This window comes from Burkholderia sp. L-4 (genome assembly GCF_056856535.1).
Genome location: NZ_JBXEOX010000001.1, coordinates 2,193,128 through 2,217,335, shown reverse-complemented (window position 1 = coordinate 2,217,335; position 24,208 = coordinate 2,193,128). Strand labels below are relative to the sequence as shown.

General features: G+C 68.0%; 21 protein-coding genes and 1 tRNA gene. 8 read left to right on the top strand and 14 right to left on the bottom strand.

The genetic code is table 11. The annotated features are described in order from the left end of the window. Positions 1 to 75: 75 nt before the first annotated feature. Positions 76 to 756 carry a PspA/IM30 family protein gene (locus tag AC1VVG_RS10250; protein ID WP_034188789.1) on the bottom strand — a complete coding sequence of 227 codons (681 nt, stop codon included), beginning with the start codon at positions 754 to 756 and terminating at the stop codon, positions 76 to 78. A 442-nt stretch (positions 757 to 1,198) separates the two neighbouring features. Between AC1VVG_RS10250 and AC1VVG_RS10245 the strand changes: the two genes are divergently transcribed. Next, positions 1,199 to 3,721 carry a penicillin-binding protein 1A gene (locus AC1VVG_RS10245; protein ID WP_482835589.1) on the top strand — a complete coding sequence of 841 codons (2,523 nt, stop codon included), beginning with the start codon at positions 1,199 to 1,201 and terminating at the stop codon, positions 3,719 to 3,721. A gap of 86 nt (positions 3,722 to 3,807) precedes the next feature. Here the strand turns inward: AC1VVG_RS10245 and AC1VVG_RS10240 are convergent, their stop codons facing one another. The 4 genes from AC1VVG_RS10240 to mfd form a co-directional block, all read right to left on the bottom strand. Further along, on the bottom strand, positions 3,808 to 4,335 hold the full coding sequence (locus AC1VVG_RS10240) for a DUF3574 domain-containing protein (protein WP_080287855.1): 528 nt from the start codon (positions 4,333 to 4,335) through the stop codon (positions 3,808 to 3,810). Between the two features lie 46 nt (positions 4,336 to 4,381). Then, positions 4,382 to 5,401, bottom strand: a complete 1,020-nt coding sequence (locus AC1VVG_RS10235; RefSeq protein ID WP_034188787.1) for a threonine/serine dehydratase family protein — start codon at positions 5,399 to 5,401, stop codon at positions 4,382 to 4,384. A 59-nt stretch (positions 5,402 to 5,460) separates the two neighbouring features. Beyond that, on the bottom strand, positions 5,461 to 6,681 hold the full coding sequence (argE, locus tag AC1VVG_RS10230) for an acetylornithine deacetylase (protein ID WP_482835588.1): 1,221 nt from the start codon (positions 6,679 to 6,681) through the stop codon (positions 5,461 to 5,463). Positions 6,682 to 6,786: 105 nt separating this feature from the next. Beyond that, positions 6,787 to 10,257 (bottom strand): transcription-repair coupling factor, encoded by a 3,471-nt coding sequence (gene mfd / locus AC1VVG_RS10225; protein ID WP_034188785.1) that lies wholly within the window; start codon positions 10,255 to 10,257, stop codon positions 6,787 to 6,789. 107 nt (positions 10,258 to 10,364) lie between these two features. On the opposite strand from mfd, the gene ispD reads away from it, so the two are divergent. Together ispD and ispF are read left to right on the top strand one after the other, a co-directional pair. Beyond that, on the top strand, positions 10,365 to 11,075 hold the full coding sequence (gene ispD / locus AC1VVG_RS10220; RefSeq protein ID WP_034188784.1) for a 2-C-methyl-D-erythritol 4-phosphate cytidylyltransferase: 711 nt from the start codon (positions 10,365 to 10,367) through the stop codon (positions 11,073 to 11,075). Between the two features lie 28 nt (positions 11,076 to 11,103). After that, positions 11,104 to 11,589 carry a 2-C-methyl-D-erythritol 2,4-cyclodiphosphate synthase gene (gene ispF / locus AC1VVG_RS10215; protein WP_034188783.1) on the top strand — a complete coding sequence of 162 codons (486 nt, stop codon included), beginning with the start codon at positions 11,104 to 11,106 and terminating at the stop codon, positions 11,587 to 11,589. A 129-nt stretch (positions 11,590 to 11,718) separates the two neighbouring features. Here the strand turns inward: ispF and AC1VVG_RS10210 are convergent, their stop codons facing one another. The 4 genes from AC1VVG_RS10210 to ompR all read right to left on the bottom strand — a co-directional run bounded on the left by AC1VVG_RS10210 (position 11,719) and on the right by ompR (position 15,197). Then, positions 11,719 to 12,246: a carboxymuconolactone decarboxylase family protein gene (locus AC1VVG_RS10210; protein WP_011352388.1), complete on the bottom strand. Its 528-nt coding sequence runs from the start codon at positions 12,244 to 12,246 to the stop codon at positions 11,719 to 11,721. Between the two features lie 76 nt (positions 12,247 to 12,322). Next, the gene (locus AC1VVG_RS10205; RefSeq protein ID WP_006478563.1) at positions 12,323 to 12,871 is read right to left on the bottom strand and encodes a peroxiredoxin; all 549 of its coding nucleotides are present in this window, start codon (positions 12,869 to 12,871) and stop codon (positions 12,323 to 12,325) included. Between the two features lie 189 nt (positions 12,872 to 13,060). After that, positions 13,061 to 14,422 carry an ATP-binding protein gene (locus AC1VVG_RS10200; RefSeq protein ID WP_034188781.1) on the bottom strand — a complete coding sequence of 454 codons (1,362 nt, stop codon included), beginning with the start codon at positions 14,420 to 14,422 and terminating at the stop codon, positions 13,061 to 13,063. Positions 14,423 to 14,462: 40 nt separating this feature from the next. Further along, positions 14,463 to 15,197: an osmolarity response regulator transcription factor OmpR gene (gene ompR / locus AC1VVG_RS10195; protein WP_006478565.1), complete on the bottom strand. Its 735-nt coding sequence runs from the start codon at positions 15,195 to 15,197 to the stop codon at positions 14,463 to 14,465. A 257-nt stretch (positions 15,198 to 15,454) separates the two neighbouring features. Between ompR and AC1VVG_RS10190 the strand changes: the two genes are divergently transcribed. From AC1VVG_RS10190 to AC1VVG_RS10180, 3 genes are all read left to right on the top strand, one after another. Further along, the gene (locus AC1VVG_RS10190) at positions 15,455 to 15,733 is read left to right on the top strand and encodes a hypothetical protein (RefSeq protein ID WP_034188780.1); all 279 of its coding nucleotides are present in this window, start codon (positions 15,455 to 15,457) and stop codon (positions 15,731 to 15,733) included. Positions 15,734 to 15,868: 135 nt separating this feature from the next. Continuing rightward, positions 15,869 to 17,371 carry a DUF1800 domain-containing protein gene (locus AC1VVG_RS10185; RefSeq protein ID WP_482835587.1) on the top strand — a complete coding sequence of 501 codons (1,503 nt, stop codon included), beginning with the start codon at positions 15,869 to 15,871 and terminating at the stop codon, positions 17,369 to 17,371. Positions 17,372 to 17,438: 67 nt separating this feature from the next. After that, on the top strand, positions 17,439 to 18,659 hold the full coding sequence (locus tag AC1VVG_RS10180; RefSeq protein WP_059561771.1) for a DUF1501 domain-containing protein: 1,221 nt from the start codon (positions 17,439 to 17,441) through the stop codon (positions 18,657 to 18,659). Between the two features lie 10 nt (positions 18,660 to 18,669). Here AC1VVG_RS10180 and hpnD read toward each other — a convergent pair whose 3' ends face one another. Then, positions 18,670 to 19,503 (bottom strand): presqualene diphosphate synthase HpnD, encoded by an 834-nt coding sequence (gene hpnD / locus AC1VVG_RS10175; protein ID WP_034188778.1) that lies wholly within the window; start codon positions 19,501 to 19,503, stop codon positions 18,670 to 18,672. 237 nt (positions 19,504 to 19,740) lie between these two features. On the opposite strand from hpnD, the gene AC1VVG_RS10170 reads away from it, so the two are divergent. Together AC1VVG_RS10170 and AC1VVG_RS10165 are read left to right on the top strand one after the other, a co-directional pair. Further along, positions 19,741 to 19,827 (top strand) — tRNA-Leu (locus tag AC1VVG_RS10170). A 199-nt stretch (positions 19,828 to 20,026) separates the two neighbouring features. Then, positions 20,027 to 20,320, top strand: coding sequence for a hypothetical protein (locus AC1VVG_RS10165; RefSeq protein ID WP_200086462.1), 294 nt, complete (start codon positions 20,027 to 20,029; stop codon positions 20,318 to 20,320). Between the two features lie 64 nt (positions 20,321 to 20,384). Here AC1VVG_RS10165 and AC1VVG_RS10160 read toward each other — a convergent pair whose 3' ends face one another. From AC1VVG_RS10160 to AC1VVG_RS10145, 4 genes are all read right to left on the bottom strand, one after another. Next, positions 20,385 to 20,615, bottom strand: coding sequence for a hypothetical protein (locus AC1VVG_RS10160; RefSeq protein ID WP_034188777.1), 231 nt, complete (start codon positions 20,613 to 20,615; stop codon positions 20,385 to 20,387). A gap of 111 nt (positions 20,616 to 20,726) precedes the next feature. Further along, positions 20,727 to 21,836 (bottom strand): class II histone deacetylase, encoded by a 1,110-nt coding sequence (locus AC1VVG_RS10155; protein ID WP_482835586.1) that lies wholly within the window; start codon positions 21,834 to 21,836, stop codon positions 20,727 to 20,729. 14 nt (positions 21,837 to 21,850) lie between these two features. Beyond that, positions 21,851 to 23,059 carry an MFS transporter gene (locus tag AC1VVG_RS10150; protein WP_482835585.1) on the bottom strand — a complete coding sequence of 403 codons (1,209 nt, stop codon included), beginning with the start codon at positions 23,057 to 23,059 and terminating at the stop codon, positions 21,851 to 21,853. 22 nt (positions 23,060 to 23,081) lie between these two features. Next, positions 23,082 to 24,128, bottom strand: coding sequence for a porin (locus AC1VVG_RS10145; RefSeq protein ID WP_226228427.1), 1,047 nt, complete (start codon positions 24,126 to 24,128; stop codon positions 23,082 to 23,084). Positions 24,129 to 24,208 lie beyond the last annotated feature (80 nt).

Below are 24,208 nucleotides of genomic sequence, written 5' to 3'. Positions count from 1 at the left end.
GAACCGGGCGCAGGCGCCCGTCTCCTGACGATCGGTTCGCGCCGCGCACCCGGGCGGGGCGCGGCACGTTTGCCGTTACTGCGCGGGCGTGTCGAGCTGCTTCTTCAACGCGGCGAGGCGATCCTCGACCGACGGGCCCTTGTTCAGCGCGGCGAGCTTGTCGTCGAGCGCCTTGCCGCTCGACGTGTCGGCCGAATTCAGGCGTGCGTCCGAACGCGCGTTCTGCAGCGCGACCTTGTCCTCGAGCTTCTGGAAATCCTCGGACAGGTTCTTGCCGCCGATGCCGCCCAGCGCGCTGGCCGCGACGTCCTTCGCCTGCGCGATTTCCTGCTTGGCCTGCAGGATGTTCGAGCGCGCATTCAGGTCGTTGCGGCGCTGACGCATGTCGGCGATCTGCCCCTTCAGCTTGTCGACCGACGGCTCGAGCGTCGTCAGTTCGGCCGCGAGCGCATCGCGCTCGGCTTCCGCGTTCGACTGCGCGGCGAGGGCCTCGCGGGCGAGTGCTTCGTCGCCGGACTGCAGCGCACGTTTCGCGCCGTCCTCGTACTTCTTCACCTTGTCGTCGGCCGCATCGCGCTTGCTGCGCTGGGTCGCGACCTGTGCCTCGATCTCGATCAGCGAGTTCTCGGCGCGGCCGATGCTGTCGTCGAGCTCCCGCACGATCTGCCGTGCGTCGCGCGACGGATCCTGTACCGAATCGGCCGCATCGTTCAGCAGGCCTTTGATCGTGCGCGAAATAGAGTCGAAAAGCGACATGAAATCCTCCGTGGTTAAAGGCGCCGCGCATTCGCGGCCGTGCCCGCCGCGGGCCGGTTCCGACCCGCGTGAGCCGGCGGATATTACACCACCGGTTCACTTAAATACGGCTTAAACGCGTGAGTTCAAGCGGCGTGCGCATCGGGATACCAAACCTTTCGCGGTTGAAAGAAAAAGCCGGCGACACGCCCCATTGCGTGTCCATCATAGGCCGAGGAGGCCGACAATACGTTCCGCAAATCACGGCATTGCGGGAATTTTTACAAAAAATCGCGAAGGCGCCCGGTCGATTTCATTAAAATGCGCTGTCACGTCGCGGGAACGGATCGCCGCGCGGCGGGGTCTGTCGACGTGACAGCCGCATCTCGATGCACCCACTCTGATTCATCCGCTTGCATTTCCGCATGCGTTCGAGGGCGCCACGACCGCCCGCCATTCCGACATGCCAATTATCAAACGACCGCCTTCTTCTTCCGACAGGAACGAACCCCACTACACGCTGCGCCGTTCGCCGTCCGGGGCCTATTACCCCGATGACGACGATCGTGACGACCGCCGCGCGCAGCAGCGCAGCGGCGGCGGCGGCGGCGGGCGGCGCCGCACGTTCGGCTCGCGCGTCGCGCTGTGGTTCGCGGGCCTGTTCGCGACGCTGGCGATCGTCGGCGCGCTGATCGTCGGCTATGCGCTGGTCGTGATGGCGCCGCAGCTGCCGTCGCTCGACGCGCTGACCAACTACCAGCCGAAGGTGCCGCTGCGCGTGTTCACGGCCGATCACGTGCTGATCGGCGAGTTCGGCGAGGAGCGCCGCAGCCTCGTGCGCTTCCAGGACATTCCCGACGTGATGAAGAAGGCCGTGCTCGCGATCGAGGACTACCGCTTCTACGAACACGGCGGCGTCGACTTCGTCGGCATCCTGCGGGCGGGCGTGGCCGACCTGATGCACGGCGGCGCGCGGCAGGGGGCGAGCACGATCACGATGCAGGTCGCGCGCAACTTCTTCCTGTCGAGCGAGAAGACCTACACGCGCAAGATCTACGAAATGCTGCTCGCGTACAAGATCGAGAAGGCCCTGACGAAGGACCAGATCCTCGAGCTGTACATGAACCAGATCTATCTCGGCCAGCGCGCATACGGCTTCGCGGCCGCCGCGCGCGTGTACTTCGGCAAGGACCTGAAGGACATCACCCTTGCCGAGGCGGCGATGCTCGCGGGGCTGCCGAAGGCGCCGTCCGCGTACAACCCGGTCGTCAATCCGAAGCGCGCGAAGGTGCGCCAGGAGTACATCCTGAAGCGCATGCTCGAGGTCGGCTACATCACGCAGCCGCAGTACGACGAAGCGATCAAGGAAGAGATCCACGTGCGCACGCCGGGCAACCAGTATGCGGTGCACGGCGAATACGTCGCCGAGATGGTGCGGCAGATGATGTACCAGCAGTACAAGGACGAAACCTATACGCGCGGGCTGACCGTCACGACGACGATCAACTCGGCCGACCAGGAAGCCGCGTACCAGGCCGTGCGCCGCGGCATTCTCGACTACGAGCGCCGCCACGGCTACCGTGGGCCGGAAGCGTCGATCAACCTGCCCGCGGCCGGCGACGAGCGCGACGAGGCGATCGACGACGCGCTCGCCGATCATCCGGACAACGGCGACCTGCAATCGGCGGTCGTGCTGTCGGCGTCGCCGAACGCGGTCGAGGTGCAGTTCGTCGGCGGCGCGACCACCACGATCGGCCCGGCCGGGCTGCGCTTCGTGTCGGCCGCGCTCAGCCCGCGCGCGAACAACGCGCTGCGCATCAAGCCGGGCTCGGTCGTGCGCGTGCTGAAGGACGGCAAGACGGGCTGGCAGGTCGTGCAGCTGCCGCAGGTCGAAGGCGCGCTCGTCGCGATTGCGCCGCAGGACGGCGCGATCCGCTCGCTCGTGGGCGGCTTCGACTTCAACAAGAGCAAGTTCAACCACGTGACGCAGGCATGGCGGCAGCCGGGCTCGTCGTTCAAGCCGTTCATCTACTCGGCGTCGCTCGACAAGGGGCTCGGGCCGGCGACGATGATCAACGACGCGCCGCTGTACTTCCCGCCGAGCGTGCCGGGCGGCACCGCGTGGGAGCCGAAGGACGACGACCAGCCGGACGGCCCGATGACGATGCGCACCGGCCTGCAGCGTTCGAAGAACCTCGTGTCGATCCGGATCCTCGCGTCGATCGGCACGCAGTATGCGCAGCAGTACGTGACGCAGCGCTTCGGCTTCGATCCGGCGAAGACGCCGCCTTACCTGCCGATGGCGCTCGGCGCGGGCCTCGTCACGCCGCTGCAGCTCGCGACCGGCTACGCGGTATTCGCGAACGGCGGCTACAAGGTCGATCCGTACCTGATCGCCGAAGTCGACGACGCGCGCGGCCAGCCGCTGCAGAAGTCGCAGCCGGTGATCGCGGGCGGCACGGCACCGCGTACGATCGAAGGCCGCAACGCGTACGTGATGAACAGCCTGCTGCACTCGGTCGCGACGGCCGGCACGGGGGCCGGCACCAACGTGCTGGGCCGCAGCGACCTGCAGGGCAAGACGGGTACGACGAACGACGCGAAGGACGGCTGGTTCGCCGGCTACCAGCAGTCGCTTGTCGCGGTCGCATGGATGGGTTTCGACCAGCCGAAGAGCCTCGGCAGCCGCGAATTCGGCGCGCAGCTCGCGTTGCCGATCTGGGTGAACTACATGCGCACCGCGCTGAACGGCGTGCCCGAGCAGCAGATGCCGATGCCGGACGGCCTGACCACGATCGACGGCGAGCTGTACTACGCCGATCGCACGCCGGGCAACGGCTTCGTCGCGAACGTCGACATCAACCCGGCCGAGAACGCGATCAGCGCGAACGACGCGCTCGGTTCGGCCGGCGCGGCCGGTCTGGCACCGCCGCCCGTCACGCCGCAGGAGAAGCAGCAGATCATGGACATGTTCGAGAACAAGTAAGCGATACGCGGTGCTTCGGACATGCGACGGGCGCCTTCGGGCGCCCGTTTTTCTTGTGCGAGTCGCGAGCAGCAGGAGAAGGTGAATCAGAACGATACGCAGGCCGGCACGATCGTCACGCCGACCGATTGCTGGTGAAATCGCTGCATGTACGCCAGCCGGATCGCGGCGAGCCGTGTGCGCGTGTCGGGTGTATCGTCGGCGATGATACGGATCACGAAGCTGTCTTCACGCGTGACGCCGCCGGTCGCGCGGTCGCGCCACTGGCCGTGCGTGTCCCAGTAGGTGAGGCCGTCGGGGAAGCGCGGCGTGACCGTGTCGGCGAGAAACGTCGCGCGTTCCGCATCGGTGACGGGACCGCGCCCCGTGACGTCGCGCCCGAACAGCAGGTCGGCCTGCAGCATCCGGCTTTCGCCCGGTTGCGTGCAGGACACCGGTTGCGCGACGGGCGACGGCGCCGTCGCGCAACCGGCGAGCAGCGTGAGCGCCGCCGCGCATGCGACCAGCGTCCGTGTCTGCTCATTTCGTGACGATCGACCTTCGCGCGCGCAAAATGCTGCGCGCTCAACCACTTGCGTGCGTGTCCGGCGGGTTATCAACAGGGCTGTCAACATAATCTGGGGATAACCCTAGGGTGGTTCGTCGGTGCCCGATGTGGGGTCAGTGCTGCAGTTTCGCGTGCGCGAGGTGCATGCCGAGCGTGGCGGGATCGGTATTCGTGCCCGACAGCAGCACGCCGACGCGTTTGCCCTGCAGCGTTTCGCGCAGCGGGCCGAGCAGCGCGGCGAGCGCGGCCGCGCAGGCCGGTTCGACCGACAGCTTCAGGTGCGAGAACAGGAACAGCATCGCGGCGCGCAGCGCGTCGTCGGACACGGTGACGATGCGGTCGACGTGGCGCCGGCACAGCTGGTAGCTGTATTCCTCGGTGTGCGGCGCCATCAGCGAATCGGCGATGGTCTGCATCGCGCTCATCTTGATCGTGTGATTCGCCGCGAAACTGCGGCTCATCGCGTCGGCGCCTTCCGGCTCGACGCCGTACACGTGCACGCGCGGGTTCGCGAGCCGCAGCGCGGTCGCCATGCCGGCCGCGAGCCCGCCGCCGCCGATCGGCACGATCACCGCGTCGAGGTCGGGCGTCTGCGTCGCCCATTCGTAGCCGAGCGTCGCGGTGCCGAGGATCGTGTGATAGCCGTTGAACGGATGAATGAAGAAGCGGCCTTCCTCGGCCTCGATGCGTCGCACGAGATCGAAGGCCTGCGACGCGCTGCCCGCGAGCACGACTTCCGCGCGGTACTGCTTGCATTGCGCGATGCGCGACGGGCTCGCGGTGTGGAACATCACGACCTTCGCGCTGCTGCCGAGCCGCATGGCCGCATACGCGACGGCCGCCGCGTGATTGCCGGCCGACACGCAGGTGACGCCCGCGTTCTTGCGTGCCTCGTCCAGCGAGAGCAGGTGCGTGAACGCGCCGCGCGCCTTGAAGCTGCCGCTCGCCTGCAGCAGCTCGAACTTGAAGTTGACGTGCGTGCCCTCGAGGGACGGCAGGTCGGCGCGCTCGAACACGGGCGTGCGCGCGACCCACGGCGACAAAGCGAAATGCTGCGCGGCGATTTCGTCGAGCGTCGGAATCGGCTCGCCGTCGATCGTCGTATGGGCGGTGCCCTGTTGTTCGGTCGGCATGACGTGGCGGTGGCGGAGTGGGCCGGCCCGCACACGCGGGCCGGCGTGGCGGGAGGCAGTCAGTGCGCGTCGACCGACATGCTGCGGATGAGCTTGCGCAGGAACTGCTCGCAGCCGGCGAGCTGCGCGAGCTCGACATACTCGTTCGGCTTGTGCGCCTGCTCGATGTTGCCGGGCCCGCACACGACGCTCGGGATGCCCGCGCGCTCGAACAGGCCGGCCTCGGTGCCGTACGCGACCTTGCGCTTGTCCTGGTCGGCCGTCAGCGCGCGCACGAGCTGCGTGATCGCGGCCTGTTCGGTTGCATCGAGGCCGGGCGCCGCGGCGATCTTCGAGAACTCGATCGCGGCGTTCGGATGCTCGCGCAGCATCTGCGGCAGCAGCGTTTCCCGCGCATACGCCTCGATGCGCGTGAAGATCTGCTCGGGGTCGAGCGTGGGCAGGTTGCGGAATTCGAAATCGAAGCGGCACTCGGCCGGCACCGTGTTGATCGCGTTGCCGCCCTGGATCGTACTCGTCTGCGCGGTCGTGAACGGCACGTCGTACAGTTCGTCGAACGGGCCTTCGGCGCGGAAGCGGTCGGCGATGTCGCGGATATGGCAGATCAGGCGTGCCGCATATTCGATCGCGTTGAGCCCCTTCGGCGTCAGCGACGAATGGGCCGCGTGGCCGCGCACGCAGCAGCGGTACGCGTTGATGCCCTTGTGCGCGATGATCGGCCGCATGCTGGTCGGCTCGCCGACGATGCAGCCCGACGGCTGCACACCGCGCTTCACGAGGTCGGCGATCATCAGCGGCGCGCCCGCGCAGCCGATTTCCTCATCGTAGGACAGCGCGAAATGGATCGGCTTCGCGAGCTTCGTCGCCTGCATCTCGGGCAGCAGCGCGAGCGCCGCGCCGATGAAGCCCTTCATGTCGCAGGTACCGCGGCCGTACAGGCGGCCGTCGCGGATCTCCGGCGCGAACGGGTTGCTGTCCCATTGCTGGCCGTCGACCGGCACGACGTCGGTATGCCCCGACAGCACGATGCCGCCGTTCGTCGCGCCGTCGTGCGCGGGCACGGTGGCAAACAGGTTCGCCCAGCCTTCGCGCGGATCGTGCGTGATCGTCGAAGCGATGCCCTTCGCGGCGAGTGCGTCGCGTACCGTCTCGATCAGGCCGAGGTTCGGCACGCGGCTCGTCGTGTCCATCGACACCAGTTGCTTGACCCAGGGCAGGCTGACGAGCGATTCGTCGCCCCGGGTTGCGGCGGAAGGCGCCGTCGCGTCGAGAGTGGACATGGCAAAACTCCGTCTGATGAATGGGAAAATCATACTCAAAAACGCGCCGGCCCGCCTTCGTCGGGCGCGATGCGGTGCAGCAACGTCGCGCCCGCCGGTATCGCGTCAGCGCGCCGCGGCGGCCGCGCCCTGTTTCGGGCCGAGCGCGCGCAGCGTTTCCTTGATCGTCGACACGCGGATCGCGAGATCGGGCGAGCGCGTCTCGATGCGCAGCTTGTCCTGGCCCGCGAGCTTGATGTGCCGGTGCTTCTGCACCATCTCGATGATCCGCATCGGATCGATCGGCGGATTCGGCTCGAACTGCAGCCCGATCGCGGCCTCGCTCGCGTCGATCTTCACGATGCCGAGCGGCTTCGCGGCGATCCGCAGCCGATGCGTCTCGACGAGCGCGTGCGCCTGCGGCGGCAGCTTGCCGAAGCGGTCGATCAACTCCTCCTGGATGCCGTCGATCGCGTCGCCGTGCTCGCAGTTCGCGAGCCGCTTGTACAGCGACAGCCGCTCCTGCACGTCCGCGCAGTAGTCGGCCGGCAGGATCGCGGGCGCATGCAGGTTGATTTCCGTCGTCGCGGCGAGCGGGGCGGTGAGGTCGGGCTCCTTGCCGTTCTTCAGCGCCTTCACCGCGTCGTTCAGCATGTCCGTGTAGAGCTGGAAGCCGATCTCGTGGATCTCGCCCGACTGCTTGTCGCCGAGCACCTCGCCGGTGCCGCGGATCTCGAGGTCGTGCATCGCGAGATAGAAACCCGAGCCGAGTTCCTCCATCTGCTGGATCGCCTCGAGCCGGCGCTGCGCCTGCTTGGTCAGCGACTGCGGATCGTGGACCAGCAGGTACGCATAGGCCTGGTGATGCGAGCGGCCGACGCGGCCGCGCAGCTGGTGCAGCTGCGCGAGGCCGAACTTGTCCGCGCGGTGCATGATGATCGTGTTCGCGCTCGGCACGTCGATGCCGGTCTCGATGATGGTCGTGCACAGCAGCACGTTCGCGCGCTGCGCGACGAAATCGCGCATCACGCGTTCGAGCTCGCGCTCGTGCATCTGGCCGTGCGCGATCACGATCCGCGCCTCGGGCACGAGCGCCTCGAGCATCGCCTTGCGGTTCTCGATCGTCTCGACTTCGTTGTGCAGGAAGTACACCTGGCCGCCGCGCTTCAGCTCGCGCAGCATTGCCTCGCGGATCACGCTTTCCTCCTCGCGGCGCACGAAGGTCTTGATCGCGAGCCGCTTCTGCGGCGCGGTCGCGATGACCGAGAAATCGCGCAGCCCTTCGAGCGCCATCCCGAGCGTGCGCGGGATCGGCGTCGCGGTGAGCGTCAGCACGTCGACTTCCGCGCGCAGCGCCTTCAGCGCTTCCTTCTGGCGCACGCCGAAGCGGTGTTCCTCGTCGATGATCACGAGGCCGAGGCGTTTGAACTGCACGTCCGACGACAGCAGCTTGTGCGTGCCGATCACGATGTCGACGCTGCCTTCGTTGATCTGCGCGATCGCCGCGTTCACTTCCTTCGTGGTCTTGAAGCGCGACAGCTCGACGATCCGCACCGGCCAGTCCGCGAAGCGGTCGGCGAAGGTCTGCGTGTGCTGCTCGGCGAGCAGCGTGGTCGGCGACAGCAGCGCGACCTGCTTGCCGCCCAGCACCGCGATGAACGCGGCGCGCAGCGCGACCTCGGTCTTGCCGAAGCCGACGTCGCCGCACACGAGGCGGTCCATCGGCTTGCCGCTCGTCATGTCGCCGATCACGGCCGCGATCGCCGCGGCCTGGTCGGGCGTTTCCTCGAAGCCGAAGCTTTCCGCGAATTTCACGTAGTCGCGCGGGTCGAGCGTGAACGCGTGGCCTTCGCGGGCCGCGCGACGCGCGTACAGGTTCAGCAGCTCGGCGGCCGTATCGCGGATCTGCTGCGCGGCCTTGCGCTTCGCGCGTTCCCACTGGCCGGAGCCGAGCGCGTGCAACGGCGCGCTGTCGGGGTCGGCGCCGCTGTAGCGCGAGATCACGTGCAATTGCGCGACGGGCACGTAGAGCTTGCTTTCGCCCGAGTATTCGAGATGCAGGAATTCGGTCTCGCCTTCGCCGAGATCCATCGAGACGAGGCCCAGGTAGCGGCCGATGCCGTGCTGCGAGTGCACGACCGGATCGCCCACCTTCAGCTCCGACAGGTCGCGCACCATCGCGTCGACGTTGCTCGCCTGTTCCTGCCGGCGGCGGCCCGCGCGGCGGCCGAGCGCGCCGTACAGCTCGGTTTCGGTGACGACCGCGTAGCCTTCGCCCGGCACCGCAAAGCCGTTCGCGAGCGGCGCGACGCCGAGCGCGAAACGTTCGTCGCTCGCGAGCCAGCCCGCGAAGTGGTCGTTTGACGCGGGGCGCAGGTGATGCTCGGCGAGCAGTTGCAGGATCGTCTCGCGGCGGCCGGCCGATTCGACGGTCAGCAGCACGCGCTTGCCGGACGTTTCGACGAAGGTGCGCAGCGACGCGAGCGGGTCGTCCGCATGGCGGTCGACGGTCAGCTCGGGCAGCGCGGTCGCCCAGCCGCCGGCCGGCTGCGCGGGCAGCACGACGCGCGCGAACGGCTTCGCGAACGCGAAGAAATCCTCGTCGGACAGGAACAGCCGCTGCGGCTCGAGGATCGGCCGCTCGCGATCGTGCGAGAGGAACGCATGGCGCTGCTTCGTGTCAGCGGTGAAGCGGCGGATCGACGCCTCGAGATCGCCGGTGAACACGAGGTGCGCGTCCTGCGGCAGGTAGTGGAACAGCGTGGCGGTTTCGTCGAAGAACAGCGGCAGGTAGTACTCGATGCCGGCCGACGGCACGCCGTTGCCGATGTCCTTGTAGATCGGCGCGCGGCTCGGGTCGCCTTCGAAGGTTTCGCGCCAGCGGCTGCGGAAGGCCGTGCGCGCGGCTTCGTCGAACGGAAACTCGCGGCCGGGCAGCAGGCGCACGTCGCGCACCGGGTAGAGGCTGCGCTGCGTGTCGGGGTCGAACGCGCGGATCGAGTCGACCTGGTCGTCGAACAGGTCGATCCGGTACGGCAGCGGCGAGCCCATCGGGTACAGGTCGATCAGCGAGCCGCGCACGCAGTATTCGCCGGGCCGCACGACCTGGCTCACGTGCTCGTAGCCGGCCAGCGTCAACTGTGCCTTCAGCTTCGCCTCGTCGAGCCGCTCGCCCTGCGCGAACGCGAACGTGTACGCGGCCATGAACGACGCGGGCGGCATCCGGTACAGCGCGGTGGTCGCGGGCACGAGCAGGATGTCGCAGCGGCCCTCGCCGAGGTCGTGCAGCGTCGCGAGCCGCTCGGACACGAGGTCCTGGTGCGGCGAAAAGGTGTCGTACGGCAGCGTTTCCCAGTCCGGGAGCAGGCGCACGCGCGCGTCGGGCGAGAAATAGCGGATTTCCTGCGACAGCCGCTGCGCGTCGACCGCATTCGCGCAGATCACCGCGAGGAGCGGCACGTCCTGACGGTTGTCGGCGAGATAACGGGCGATGGCGAGCGCGTCGGCGGAGCCGTGCGCGCCGTCGAAGGCGAAGCGCTGGCCGGGCTTGACGCGGGCAACGGGGGAGGCTGACGGGTTGGAAGCGTTATCTGGCATAGGGACGACAGGGGTGGCGTGCACGGGCGCATCGCGGTGCGCCGGTCGAGACGAAAGACCTATTATAAAATCCGCTTCTCGATTTCATCTTTCCGGCGTTTCCCTTCGTGACTCCCCGACTTTTCGCCCTGATTCCCTGTGCCGGCACGGGCAGCCGTTCCGGCTCGGCCGTGCCGAAGCAATACCGCACGCTGGCCGGCCGCGCGCTGCTGCACTACACGCTCGCCGCGTTCGACGCGTGCAGCGAGTTCGCGCAGACGCTCGTCGTGCTCGCGCCCGACGATTCCCATTTCGACGCGCGCCGCTTCGCGGGCCTGCGTTTCGCGGTGCGCCGCTGCGGCGGCGGCTCGCGGCAGGCGTCGGTGCTGAACGGGCTGCTCGAACTGGCCGAATTCGGCGCGACCGACCAGGACTGGGTGCTCGTGCACGACGCGGCGCGCCCGGGCATCACGCCGGCGCTGATCCGCGCGCTCGTCGCGACGCTGAAGGACGACCCCGTCGGCGGCATCGTCGCGCTGCCGGTGGCCGATACGCTCAAGCGCGTGCCGGCCGGCGGCGACGCGATCGCGCGCACGGAATCGCGCGACGCGCTGTGGCAGGCGCAGACGCCGCAGATGTTCCGCATCGGCATGCTGCGCGAGGCGATCCTGCGCGCGCAGCGCGAAGGGCACGACCTGACCGACGAGGCCAGCGCGATCGAATGGGCGGGCCACACGCCGCGCGTCGTCCAGGGCAGCCTGCGCAATTTCAAGGTCACGTACCCGGAAGATTTCGCGCTCGCGGAAGCGATCCTCGCGCGTGCCGCGAACGCTTCCTGACATTCACCCCCTCTCAATCGGAACACGCATGGATTTCAGAATCGGACAAGGCTACGACGTGCACCAGCTCGTCGAAGGACGCCCCCTCATCATCGGCGGCGTGACGATTCCGTACGAGCGCGGCCTGCTCGGCCACTCGGACGCGGACGTGCTGCTGCACGCGATCACCGACGCGCTGTTCGGCGCGGCGGCGCTCGGCGACATCGGCCGTCATTTCTCCGACACGGACGCGGCGTTCAAGGGCGCGGACAGCCGCGTGCTGCTGCGTGCGTGCGCCGAGCGCGTGAAGGCGGCGGGTTTCACGATCCAGAACGTCGACAGCACCGTGATCGCGCAGGCGCCGAAGCTCGCGCCGCATATCGACGGGATGCGCGCGAACATCGCGGCCGATCTCGGGCTGCCGCTCGATCGCGTGAACGTGAAGGCGAAGACCAACGAGAAGCTCGGTTATCTCGGCCGCGGCGAAGGCATCGAGGCGCAGGCCGCCGCGCTGCTGGTGAAGCAGGGCGGCTGACGGCTGCCGGCGGCATCGCGCGGTTCGCCCCGCGCGATGCCGGTGCAATGAAAAATGCCACGCGTCGGCGTGGCATTGTCGTTTGAAGCGGGCGCCGCGCGGCATGGCTGCCGCACGGCACGCGACCGCTTATTCGCCTTCGGCGGCGATCACCTGCGCGGCGGCGTTGATCACCGACGCGATGCGGCCGACGTCGCGCAGCTGCGTGACGGTCATGCCTTGCTCGTTCTTCAGCAGCGCATAGTGCGACTTCACGCAGAAGTGGCACTTGCCGACGATCGACGCGGCGAGCGCGTACATCTCGAACTTGCGCTTGTCGACACCGCCGTGCGTCGCATACGCGCCCATCCGCAGCTCGGCGCGCTGCGTCTTCAGGTCGGCGTCGTCGGCCATCTCGACATACGGATACCAGGTGTTGTTCATCCCCATCAGCGCGGCCGCCGTCAGCACGGCGTTCGTCTCTTCGGGCGACAGGACGCCGGCTTCGCGGATCGTCTTGATGAGCACGGTGCTCTTCGCCGCGATGGCCGCCGCCAGCGCGACGCCCACCGCGTCGGTGCCTTCGAGCGACGAGCGCGAGATCGTGCCGTCGAGGTTCAGGCGAATGTCCTTCGCGTAATCGGGGATACGTGCCTTAATCGAGTCGATGAATTCCATTGATATCTCCTATGGGTTGGCCGTTAAAAAAGCCCGCAGGCAGGACGTGCGCCGCGGGCTTCGTGCATCGATGCGCTTACAGCGTTGCGCCGCCGACTGCACGGTTGCACGGGCACAGTTCGTCCGTCTGCAGGCCGTCCAGAATGCGCAGGACTTCTTCCGGGCTGCGGCCGACGTTCAGGTTGTTCACCGAAACGTGCTGGATCGTGTTGTCCGGATCGACGATGAACGTTGCACGCAGGGCCACGCCGGCTTCCTTGTCGCGCACGCCGAGCTGGTCGATCAGCTCGCCCTTGACGTCGCCGAACGAGTAGTGGTTCAGCTTGTCGAGGTCCTTGTGCTCACGGCGCCATGCGAGCTTGACGAATTCGTTGTCCGAGCTGCCGCCGAGCAGGACGGCATCGCGCTCTTCGAACTGCTTCGTCAGCTTCGCGAACTCGACGATTTCCGTCGGGCACACGAACGTGAAATCCTTCGGATAGAAGTAGATGATCTTCCACTTGCCCGGGAACGACGCTTCGGTGACGGTCTCGAACGCCGACTGGCCGTTTTCCTCGTGATTGTTGAAGCCCGGCTTCGCGGCTACGACGGTGAAAGCTTCGAGTTTATCGCCCACGGTTTTCATGCGGATACTCCTGTGTGAATGGGGAAGAAGACTGAGTCAAGCTACCTCGGTGCTGCAACGATGATGTGACAGCATGAGGCAAACTATAACACTATTAGTAAAACACTTCAATAGATTTTGACTAACGATCCTCATAGCTTTTTTCAACCGGATCGATAGTGTGACGCGCGGGAGGCAGGCGCGAGCGTGTCACGCGGTCGCACGCGCCTTGCCGGCGCCGGGGAATTCGAGCGTGACTTCGAGGCCCGCGTCGGGGTTCCGGTTGCGCAGGCGCAGCGCGCCGCGATAGCGGCCGACGAGCCGCAGCACGATCGCCATCCCGAGGCCCGTGCCGTCCGCCTTGGTGCGTGCGGTGTCGACGCGGTAGAACGGGCGCATCACGAGCGGCAGCTGATCCTCGGGGATGCCGGGGCCTTCGTCGCTCACCGACAGCTCGACGCGCGCATGCGACACGCGGGTCTCGACCGTGATGCGCGAGACGCCGTCCTGCTTGCTCTGGCCATACTTGCGCGCATTCTCGACGAGGTTGCCGATCACGCGGCGCATGTCGGTCTCGTCCGCTTCGATGATCGCGCTCGGCGCGAGCCGCGTGCGGATCTCGACGCCGTCCTCGCCCGAGACGCGCGCGGCGACTTCCTGCGCGATCGACGACAGGTCGACCGGCTCGGGCTTGCGCTGCGACGGGCGCGCGTAGTCGATGAAGGCCGCGATGATGCGGTCCATCTGCTCGATGTCGTCGACCATCGCGTCCTTGGTCGCCTGGTCGGACGGGCTCATCTCGGTTTCGAGCCGCAGCCGCGCGAGCGGCGTGCGCAGGTCGTGCGAGATACCCGCGAGCATCAGCGCACGGTCGGCCTCGAGCTGTTCGAGGTCGCGCACCATCTGGTTGAAGCTGCGGTTGGTGTCGGCCGCGACGCCCATCCCGCGCTCGGGCAGCGGTTCGGGCGCCTGGCCCGAACCGACCTGGCGCGCGGCGAGCGCGAGCCGCGAGAACGGCCGGTTCACGAGGCTGGTGATGAACGCGGAGCCGAACAGCGACAGCGCGAGCGCGAACAGCCCCCAGCCGGCCCATTGCAGGCCCGTGACGTTGTCGAGCTGGTCGCGGTCGAGCGCGACCCAGTAATCGTCGTCGTCGATCTTGAAGCTGATCCACACGCCGGGAATGTCGTTGACCGACTGCGCGATCACGGTATCGTCGCCGAGGCGGCTGCGGATGTCGTGTTCGATCAGGCGGTTCAGCGATTCGTCGGGCTGCAGCTTGAACTTGTCGGTCTTTTCGCGCGGGTAGACGCGCACGCCCTCGTTGCTCTCGAGATCCTGCAGCAGCGCGCGCCGCAGATCGGGATCGGAATAGAGCAGGGCGGTGCGCGTGAGCTTGACGACCGCGACGAGCTGCAGCGCGACGCGCTGCGCGCGCGGCTCGCGCTCGATCACGCGAAAGCTCTGGAACCACGCGGCGAGACTGACCGAGATCAGCAGCGCGATCAGCAGGAAGGTGCGCCAGAACAGCCCGCCGAACGCGAGCTGCAGGAGGCGCCGGTCGATACGCATGGGACGGGCCGTGGACGGGCGAAACCGGGAGGGAGAAAGGTCAGGCGGCGCCGTCCGGGATGAACACGTAGCCGAGGCCCCAGACGGTCTGGATGAAGCGCGGGCTGCCCGGATCCGGTTCGATCAGCTTGCGCAGGCGCGAGATCTGCACGTCGAGGCTGCGGTCGAACACTTCGTATTCGCGGCCGCGCGCGAGCTCCATCAGCTTTTCGCGCGACAGCGGCTGGCGCGGATGACGCGCGAACACTTTCAGCACCGAGAATTCGCCGGTCGTCAGCGGGATTTCCTGGCCGGACTTCGTCAGCGTGCGCGTGGCGAGATTCAGCGAGAATTCGCCGAACTCGAACACCTCGGTGGTTTCCGACGGTGCGCCCGGCAGTTCGGCCGGCGCCTGGCGGCGCAGCACCGCATGAATGCGCGCGACGAGTTCGCGCGGATTGAACGGCTTCGGCAGGTAATCGTCGGCGCCCATCTCGAGCCCGACGATGCGGTCGACGTCCTCGCCCTTCGCGGTGAGCATGATGATCGGCGTGCGGTCGTTGCTGCCGCGCAGGCGGCGGCAGATCGACAGGCCGTCCTCGCCCGGCAGCATCAGGTCGAGCACGAGCAGGTCGAAACGCTCGCGTACCCAGAGCTTGTTCATCGCGGTCGCGTTTTCGGCGACGTATACGTTGAAACCCTGTTCGCCGAGATAGCGGCGCAGCAGATCGCGCAGGCGAGGGTCGTCGTCAACGACGAGAATCTTGGAGGGGTTTTTCGTTTCCATGATCGGCATCTTATCGCGAATGGGAATTGACGCACGGCCACGTATTTTCGTGCGTTACAGTCGGTTACAAAATTTACCCGTAGTGTCGCGCCGAGTAAAGGCAGGCTATATAGATTCCTTTACTCGAAGCCGAAATTCGGTAGATACTCCCTGCACTCCATCTTTCATCTTTGTACACCCGATTTCCGCAGGGTTTTTCAAGTACCAGAGGTAGCCGGTTGCCGCGTGACGAAGGGAACAAATCGACCAAAGAAGCGAGGACGGTCATGCGATCTTTCCGGATTGCACTGACGCTGACGATCGCGCTCGCCGGTCCGTATGCGTCGAACTTCGCGTATGCGCAGCGCCCCGAGCAGGGCGCACCGTCGCGCAAGCTGCCGCGCGGCAAAGCGCCGCAGCCAGACCGTGCCGCCGAGGCGACGGTTCGTTCCGCCGTGCCCCCCGATCTCGAACAGCGCCGCCGCGACGGGCACATGACGCCCGAAGAGCGGCACCTGTTGCGCCAGCACATCGAAGACGCCGTTCGCGAGTTGTACAAGCGCTGACACGTGCCGTCCTTGCCCTGCGCGGCCCGCCCCGCGCAGAAAGAATTCGTAGCACTTTTTCGGTCAACTTTCGCGTGCCGAATGCCGTTGTACCGGCATCCGCACCGCCGGTGCGTTCCGGGAGAGTCCATGACGATGAAAGCGAACGCTGCCATACCGGCGTCGTCGCCTGCCATGCAGTCGCCGCTCGATGCCGACGACGCGCTGTTTTTCCTCAGTCGCACCGGTTTCTCTCCCGCGCCCGCCGACGTCGCGCGTGTCGTCGGCATGACGCGCGCGCAGATCGTGGCCGACACGCTCGGCAGCGTGCGCCGCGAACCCGTGACGACATGGCCCGACTGGATCGCCGAGCCGCCGCCGACGCGCGCGCAGCGCCAGGCGCTGACGCCCGACATGCGGCGCGACGAGCAGCGCGAGCGCAACCGCCGCTACGATGAATTGCGTGCCGCCTGGGTCAACGAGATGGTCGTCACGCCGTCGCCGCTGACCGAGCGCATGACGCTGTTCTGGCACGGGCACTTCACGTCGGGCCAGGACAAGGTGCCTTACCCGCAGACGATGGCCGCGCAGAACGCGCTGTTTCGCCGCGAGGCGCTCGGCAACTTCGGCACGCTGCTGCATGCGGTCGCGAAGGATCCGGCGATGCTGCAGTATCTCGACGGCGCGAGCAATCGCAAGGGGCGTCCGAACGAGAATTTCGCGCGCGAGGTGATGGAGCTGTTCACGCTCGGCGAAGGGCATTACACGCAGGTCGACGTGACCGAGGCCGCGCGCGCGATGACGGGCTGGACGATCGATCCCGATACGCTGCGCTTCGAGGTGCGGCCCGACACCCACGACGCCGGCGAGAAGACGATTCTCGGCGAAACGGGGCCGTTCGACGGCGACGGCTTTCTCGACATCCTGCTGAAGCGGCCGGGCACCGCGCGTTTCATCGCCGCCAAGTTGTGGCGCGAGTTCGTGTCCGACACGCCCGATCCGGGGGCGCTCGATACGGTCGCCGACCGGTTCCGCGCGAGCGGTTACGACATTCGCGCGGCGCTCGCCGCGCTGTGGTCGACCGACGCGTTCTGGGATCCGCGCAACCGCGGCGTGCTCGTCAAGTCGCCGGCCGAGTTCGTCGTCGGGTCGGTGCGGCTGTTCGACGTGGCGTACGGCGATCCGCAGATGCTCGCGAACACCGTGCGCACGCTCGGGCAGAACCTGTTCTATCCGCCGAACGTCAAAGGCTGGCCGGGCGGCGCGCTGTGGATCAACAGCACCACGCTGCTGTCGCGCAAGCAGTTCGTCGAGCAGTTGTTCCGCGCGACGGAGACGGCCGGCATGCGCGTGCCCGCGCATCCGATGGCGCCGCCGCCGAATGCGCCGACGCATGCGATGCCGGTGGCCGACATGGCGTCCGCGGCCGGCATGCGCGGCACGCCGGCCAGGCCCGCGCGCGGCGGGCTGCGGTTCGACCTCGAACGCTGGCTCGCGCAATATCGCGCGCGGCCGCAGGCAATCGCCGGATTGTCGACCGAGCTTCAGTTGCAGCACGCGGTGCTGCAACTGTCGCCGGTCGCGGCGATCGACACGGATTCGACCGGCAGCGCGTATCTCGAGGCGCTGCTGATGGATCCGGCCTATCAGCTGAAATGATGCAAACGACGACGAAGCGGGGCGCCGCCGCGGCAAACGTGCCGGACGGCGAACCAAAGGATGCGCGATGAACCGACGTGATTTTCTGACGCTGACCGGCGCCGCGGCCGCGGCCGGCGTGTCGATGTGGCAAGCGCCCGCGATCGCCGCTTCCGCGGCGCAGGCGGGGCGGCAACCGGCGGCCGGGTACGCGAACGTGCTGATTCTCGTCGAGCTGAAGGGCGGCAACGACGGCCTCAATACGGTGGTGCCGTACGCGGACCCGCTGTACTACCAGTTCCGGCGCAGCATCGGCATCAAGCGCGAGCAGGTGCTGCAGCTCGACGCGCACACGGGGCTGCACCCGTCGCTCGCGGCGTTGATGCCGCTGTGGCGTGACGGGCAGATCGCGGTCGTGCAAGGCGTCGGTTATCCGCAGCCGAACCTGTCGCATTTCCGTTCGATCGAGATCTGGGACACCGCATCGCGCTCCGACCAGTATCTGCATGAAGGGTGGCTGACGCGCACGTTCGCGCAGGCGCCCGTGCCGCCCGGTTTCGCGGCGGACGGCGTCGTCCTCGGCAGCGCGGAGATGGGGCCGCTGTCGAACGGCGCGCGTGCGATCGCGCTCGTCAACCCCGCGCAGTTCATCCGGGCGGCGCGGCTCGCCGAGCCGTCGTCGCTGCGCGAGCAGAACCCGGCGCTCGCGCACATCATCGACGTCGAGAACGACATCGTGAAGGCGGCCGACCGGCTGCGGCCGCGCGGCGGCATGCGCGAGTTCAGGACGGCCTTCCCGGCCGGCGCGTTCGGCACGTCGGTGAAGACCGCGATGCAGGTGCTGGCCGCGTGCGAGGCGTCCGGGCCCGGCGCGCGGGATGGCGTCGCGGTGCTGCGTCTGACGCTCAACGGTTTCGATACGCACCAGAACCAGCCGGGGCAGCAGGCTGCGTTGCTCAAGCAGTTCGCGGAAGGGATGAGCGCGATGCGTGGCGCGCTGATCGAACTCGGGCGCTGGAACCAGACGCTCGTGATGACGTATGCGGAATTCGGGCGGCGGGTGCGCGAGAACCAGAGCAACGGCACCGATCACGGTACGGCCGCGCCGCATTTCGTGATGGGCGGCCGCGTGGCCGGCGGGCTGTACGGCGCGCCGCCCGCGCTCGGCCGGCTCGACGGCAACGGCAACCTGCCGGTCGCGGTCGATTTCCGCCAGCTTTATGCCACCGTGCTCGGGCCGTGGTGGGGGCTCGACGCGACGCGCGTGCTGCAGCAGCGCTTCGACACGCTGCCGCTGTTGAAGGCGTGACGCGTAAGGGTCAGCGGCGCCGCGACGCGCGCCACGCGATCCACAGTTTGCGGATCGGCGTGAGCGCGATGCGCTGGTGCAGCACCTGGTAGCCGTCGCGCTCGATTTCGTCGAGCAGCGCGCCGGCCAGCGCGATCTGCGCGCGCAGCGTGCGCTGCGCGCGGCGTTCGGACGCGGGGATCGCCGCGTCGGCGGCGGCGAGCGCTTCGCGCGCGCGGGCCGTCTGGAATTGCAGCAATTCGGTGAAGGCCGGGCTGTAGCGGCGATTCAGCAGATCGGCCGCGGTCACGTTGTAGCGCTGCAGTTCGTCGATCGGCAGGTAGATGCGGCCGTGGCGCGCGTCGTTGCCGAGTTCCTGCACGAACTGCGCGAGCATCAGCGCGCGGCCGGCCTCTGCGGCCCACGGCTGCGGGTCGGCCGGGTTCGCGGCACTTGCGCGCGCAACCAGTGACGCGAACGTGCCGCCCGCCTGAGCGATGTAGCGCTGCAGGTTCGCGAAATCGAGGTAGCGCGCCTGTTCGAGATCCATCCCGTAGCCGTTGACGAGCGTGCGCAACGCATCGGCCTCGGCCGCGATCGCTGGGTGATGCTGCGCGAGTGCCTTCGTGACGGGGTGCGACGGCTGCCCGTCGGCCAGCGCCGCGAGTTCCTTGTGCCACCACGCGAGCTTCGTGTGTCCGACGGTCGGGTCGCTGGTTTCCTTGACGGTTTCCTCGAGTTCGCGGCGCAGCGCGAACAGCGCCGTCAGGCGCGGCTGCGTGGCGAGCGGCGCCTGACGCAGCGCGTAGTAGACGCTGGAGCCCGCGGGGGCGGCCTTTTGCTGACAGTAGTCGTCGAAGTTCACGGGCGGAATCGGGTGGGGGCGGGTTCGGGGGACGCGCGGCGGCGCGGTGCCGAAACGTCGAGCGCGGCATTCTAGCATCGCTGCACGATGGGTGCCGGCGGGGCGAGACAAGGCCGCACGGATCGGGTAGAATCTTGCGCTCGCCTGATCGGGCGTGCCGGTTTTCGGGCCGGCATGAAAGTCCCGGGCGCGTGGCGCACGCATCTTGCGTGCCGCGCGGTCAGGCGACGGAAATGCGCGTGAGTGGCGAAATTGGTAGACGCACCAGGTTTAGGTCCTGACGCCCGCAAGGGTGTGCCGGTTCGAGTCCGGCCTCACGCACCAGAAGTCGGATACGCACCCGTCAAGGGGCGGTTCCCCAAAAAAGCGCTGCCGGTCGACTGACCGCAGCGCTTTTTTCGTTTGATGGCCGTTTTTCTTGCCGGGACGCAGGTCCATATGGACGCACACGGAAATTCGGTCGCGTGTAATGTGTCATATCGCGATCGAATACAAGAAGCGCAAATACACCGAGGGGCCGCCGATGAAGAACACCCTGCACATCCCGATTTCCGTTCTGGCGCTGATGCTGTCCGCGCCGGCCATGGCCAATACGCCGGCCGACAACGTCGCGTGGAGCGCGAGGCCCGTGCAGACGGTTGCATCGCCGTCGGCATGCTCCGCGTATTCCGGGCGGATGACGTTGAACGGCGAGCCGTTGTCGACCGAGGGTGTGCTGAAAGTGCTCGGCACGTCGCTCGCTGGCGCCGCACTGGGTGCCGTCGTCGGCGGATATCAGGGCGCGGCGCCCAATCCGTGCCCGCGTCCCGGCCTGTGACCGGCGTGCGAGCGAATCACGGGGTTCGCCGCTTCATCTGCAACAAGCCCGGTACCAGGCGCGTCTACTCCCAGAAACTTCGGATCGCGACCGCCACGATCACCGGCACCGAGAACACCAGCGGAATGGCGAAATACTGCGCTTCGCGATCGACGACCCAACTGTAGATCACCCACGCCGCGCCGATCGCGAACGTGATGAGGCCGACCGTGACGGCGGCGATGTTCAGGACCAGCTTCGACGGCTGGCGGCGCGTTCTGGTGTTGTCGTTGTCATCGCGCGGGGACGATTTCATCGGAAGAGTGCGGCCTCGAGCCGGAACAGGGGTAAAGGCACAGGAAACCCCATCCGCACGGATCGCGCAAGGGCCGGCGCGGGCCGGCCCCGTCACGTCCGTTCCCGCGCGTTACAACCGGAACGACGCAGCCAGTTCGTCCAGCAGCGCGCGCTGGAACGCGACGAACCGTTCACCCGGCTGCTGGGCGATCGCGAGATCGAGCATCGGATCGGCGACGTCGGTGCGAATGCCGGCCAGTTCCTCGACGATCGCGAGTCCGCAGAATGGCACGTATGCCTCCGAATAGCCGCCTTCGTGGACGATCACGAGCCGCCCGCCGCAATGGCGTTGCGCGGCCTCCTTCACCGCACGCGTCATGAACCGGTAGCTGTCGGTATGCAGTTGCATGCGCGCGAGCGGATCGACGGCGCTCGCGTCGAGGCCGCTTGCGACGACGATCAGCTCGGGCCGGAAGCGCTCCAGCGCAGGCAGCACGATTCGCTCGAACGCGTAGCGATACGCGTCGTCGCCGCTGCCGGCGAGCAGCGGCACGTTCAGGTTCGCGTCGATACCCGCGCCTTCGCCGCGATCGTCCGCGCCGCTGTAGCCGGGCGGAAAGCAGCGGTCCTGGTGCAGCGAGATCGTCAGCGTGTCCGGGTCGTCGTAGTAGATCGACTGCGTGCCGTTGCCGTGATGCACGTCCCAGTCGATCACCGCGACGCGCTCGATGCCGTGTTTCGCGCGCGCGGCCTCGATGGCGATCGGAATGTTCGCCAGCATGCAGAAGCCCATCGGACGGTCGCGCAGGCAGTGGTGGCCGGGCGGCCGCGACAGCGAGAACGCGTTGGCCGCGTGCTCGCCGACGACCGCATCGACGGCCGCGATCGCGAGGCCGGCGGACAGCGCGGCGATCTCGTAGCTGCCCTTGCCGAACGGCGCGAGATCGCCGAGGTCGCCGCCATTCGCGTCGCTGAGTGCGCGGAACGCGTCGAGATAGTGCGCCGGATGAATGCGCAGCAGGTCGGTGCTCGTCGCCGGCTCGGCGCCGCGCAGGTCGAGTTGCGCGGCCAGGCCCGATGCCTGGACGAGCGACAGGAAGCGGCGCTTCGAGTCGGGCGATTCCGCGTAGCCCGCGCTCGACGGCGGCTGGACCCAGCCGCCGACCGGGAAGAACAGCGCGTGCGTGCCGCCGGTATGCCAGAAGGTGCGTTCGTCGGTGAAGAAGGCAGTGCGATTCATGGATGCGTGACCTGTCACGGTTGGGGGGAAGCGGAGGCGCGCGCGCGGCGATCGATATGGCGCAGCGCGGCGAACGACACGATCGCGACGGCCGTCGCGGCAATGAACAACGTGCGCATCGTGCTGCCGGCGTCGAGCATCAGCCCGGCAAGCAGCGGGCCGGCGGCAAGGCCGGCGCCGATCACGAAATTGAGCGTGGCGACGAGCCGGCCCGACGTGTCGATCTGCGCGACCGTCGCGAGGATGAACGGCAGCACGAACGTCCACGCGAACTTGAACGCGAAGATCGCCGCGCTGTAGCCACCGGTGTCATGCATCGCGGCGAGCGCGACGAGCGACGCCGCGAGCAGCGCGTAACCGGCCGCGAGCATCGCGCGTCGCGCGAGCCGGCCGCCCGCGCACGACGCGAGCGCCGCGCCGGCGATCCCCATCACGCTCGCGATCGCGAGCACGTTGCCGGTCGACTGCGGATCGAGCCCGGCGTCGGCCGCCGCGCGGCTCGCGAACGTCCACACGCTGCCGATCGCGAAATAGAACGTCAGCACCGCGCCGATGGCGAGCAAGACGCAGCTTCGCGGCGTCTGCATCGCATCGCCGCGTGCGGTGCGCGCGGCTGCCGTCCGCGTACCGAGCGACGACGGAAAGCCGCGCGACAGCGGCGCCGCGAGCAGGGCGAGCCCGGTGAGCGCCACGTACAGCGCGCGCAGCCCGAACGCGGCGAACACGTGCGGCAGCACGAACAGGCCGATCGCCCCCGCGATCAGCTGGCCGACGACCCACAGGCCGTACACACGGTCGCTGTTCTCGCTCGTCGCCGCGCTCGTCATGCAGAGCACCATCAGCGAACCGCCGCCGAGCGCGGTGACGGCCCGCAGCGCGAGCAGCGCGGCGAAGCCGGGCATCCACAGTGCGGTCAGCAGGTTGCCCGCGCCGAACAGCGCGATCGCGAAGGCGGCGACGCGGCGCGCGTCGACCCGGCCGAGCCACAGGTACGACGGCACGGTCGCGAGGCTGAACGCACCGAGTTCGACGAAGAAGTAGGTGCCGATCTGCGACGCCGACAAGCCGAGTTGCGTCGCGAGCTGACCGGCCACGGCCGGTGCAACGAGCAGCAGGAGCGGCGTGATGGCCGCGAACACGACGAGCGCGGCGAGCGTCGAGCGGGCGAAGGCCGGCGCACGGCCGTCGGGCGAGCATGCGGCATCCGGGGACAGGGTTTTCATGGCGGGATCTCGTTGGGGGAAGTCAGAACAGGTGGTACATGCCGACCATCGCGCCGAACTGCGACGCGCCGGCGAGCGGCGTCGGGTCGTACTCGTAGACGGTTTGCGAGCTCTGGCCGCTGTTGCGCGCGTAGCCGAGGTTCACGTACGCGACCGTGCGTTTCGACAGCGCGTACGTGGTGCTCGCGATGAACAGCGTCGGGTGGCCGATGGCGGGCGTGTGCGAATCGGTGTGGTAGACGCCCGCGTTCAGGCCGATCCCGCGCGACGTCTGGTAGCGCGCACCGCCCCAGACGATCGTGCGCGCCGCATCGAGGTCGCCGGTCAGGCGTTCGACGCCCGCATAGACGGTGAGCGGCAGCGTGGCGAACGCATAACGCGCGGCGAGCGTACCGAGTTCGCGGCGCCGCGCGGACGCGTCGTCGGCCGCCGACACGTCGCCGTGCGCCTGATGCAGCACCGCGCTGACCGACAGCCCGTTGCTCGTGTACTGGCCGCCGAGTTCGAGCACGCGTCCGGCGCGGGTATTGCCGGCGACGCCGGACGTCGCGGCGAGCGCCTCGACGTCGACACCCGCGAACGTCGGCGACTGGTACTTCACCGAATGGTCGATGAAGTTCGCCTGCATCGGCACGAGCACGCCCTGGCCGCTGTAAGACGCGTACCAGAGCGGGTCGTAGAACAGCGTCTTGTCGAACAGCACGCTGAACTGCCGGCCGAGCGTGACGGTGCCGACGGGCCCCGCGATGCCGACGTACGCGCCGCGGAAGAACGCGTAGCCCGGTGCGGTCGCGGTGCCGTCGTTGACGTTGAGGCCCTGTTCGAGCTTGAACAGCGCGCGCCAGCCGCCGCCGAGATCCTCGTGGCCCTTGATCCCGACCTGCGAAGGCAGGATGCCGTAGTTCTGCAACTGCACGGCCGAGTGGCGTCCGTCGGCATGCGTCAGGTATTGCACGCCGGCGTCGAGCGCGCCGTACAGGGTGAGGGCCGACTGCGCCTGCGCGGCGGCACTGCACGCGGCAAGCGTCGCGGTGGCCGCGGCCGTGCGGATGAAGCGGGATTTCGTCACGTGGGGTTCTCCATGCCGTGCTGCATCGGTGTGTCGTTGGTGTGGTCGCGACGCAGTGTCCGCAGCGGGAAAACCGTCGA